Here is a 1,538-nt window from a genome sequence, read left to right as displayed (position 1 = left end):
ATGACCTTCACCCCTACCCAAAAAGAGCTCTTTAACAAAAATATTGAAGCTTTAGGTAATATTCTTTTAAAAGAAAGTTTAAAAGAAATCAAGTCTAGTAAATTTGAACTTATCTTAGGTAAAGATAATCTTGATATCAATCTAAAAGATACGAATGATAATACTTTTCTTTATGGAAATGTTATTGATGAATTAAACACTATGTTAAACACCTATAATGACAAATACCTACTTTATCCTGTATTGTATTTTTATGGTTTTGGAAATGGAATTTTATTTAAAGCTTTATTGCAAAATAAAAATCATCAGCATATTGTTGTTTTTGAAAAAGATATAGAAATCATTTGGGTGATGTTTCATATCTTAGATTTTTCAAATGAATTACAAAATTCAAGATTGATGATTTTGCAAACTAGTTCTTTAAATATAGAATTTTTTTCTGATTTTTGTTCTAACAAACCTTTCTTTCAATTTTCTAGAATTTATTTTTTAGAACTGATGAGTAATTATTATGAAAGATTTCATGAAGATGTTTTGGAGTTAAATAAAAAGCTAGTACAGTATTTTAAAGATTCTATTATTTCTCATGGTAATGATCCTCTTGATGCTCTTCAAGGCATAGAGCAATTTGTTTATAATCTTCCTCAAATGATCACTCATCCTAGTTATACAGAATTACTTTCTAAAAGAAAGAATTTAAGTGATACAGCTATCATTGTTTCTACAGGACCAAGTTTAACCAAACAATTACCTTTATTAAAGAAGTATGCTAATAAAGCTACAATTTTTTGTGCAGATTCTTCTTATCCTATTTTAGCTAAGCATGGCATAAAGCCTGATTATGTACTTTCTTTAGAAAGGATTCCTTTAACTTCTGAATTTTTTAATCATGATTTTGGAGAATTTGATAAGGATGTTTTGTTTGTTTGTGTAAGTTGGGTCTATCCACAAACTATAAAATATCTTCAAAAAAATAATAGAAATTTCATGCTTATTTCAAGACCTTTTGATTTCATTAAAAATGTTAATTTTCATCAATATGGCTATGTAGGCTATGGGCCAAGCGTTGCACATATGGCTTATGAATTTGCAACGCATCTAAGTTGTAAAAATATCATTTTTATAGGACAAGATTTAGCTTATGCTAAAGATGGATTTTCTCATACTAAAGATTATAGCAATCTTGATAAACATGAAGGACATTTTCAAAGAGATAAGGGAAAATTTCAATGTCTAGCCTATGGAGGCAATGGAAAGGTTGAAAGTTCAGGAATTTGGACTATGTTTAGATTCTCTTTACAAAATACCATTTCAAGAAATATTATTTCAACCACCTACAACTGCACCGAAGGTGGGGCAAGGATAGAAGGAACTATAGAAAAACCTTTTCTATGGGCTTGTGAGAATTTACTTGATAAAGATTTAAATAAACCTTTTGAAAAATTAGAACCTTTAAGCTTAAATAAACAAAATGAGTTTTTACTTAAGGCTTATTATAAAGTTTATCAAAGTATTAAACATTGTAGAGATTTTAGTAA

General features: G+C 27.5%; 1 protein-coding gene. It reads left to right on the top strand.

What is annotated here, in order from left to right:
- A partial coding sequence (locus tag AJN64_RS00605; protein ID WP_070292536.1) for a motility associated factor glycosyltransferase family protein occupies nt 1-1,538 on the top strand: 1,538 nt, incomplete at both ends.

It is taken from the genome of Campylobacter sp. BCW_4332, assembly GCF_001763175.1.
Lineage (GTDB): Bacteria > Campylobacterota > Campylobacteria > Campylobacterales > Campylobacteraceae > Campylobacter_D > Campylobacter_D jejuni.
The sequence above is the reverse complement of the archived record's forward strand: the minus strand, read 5'-3'. Positions and strand labels throughout refer to the sequence as shown.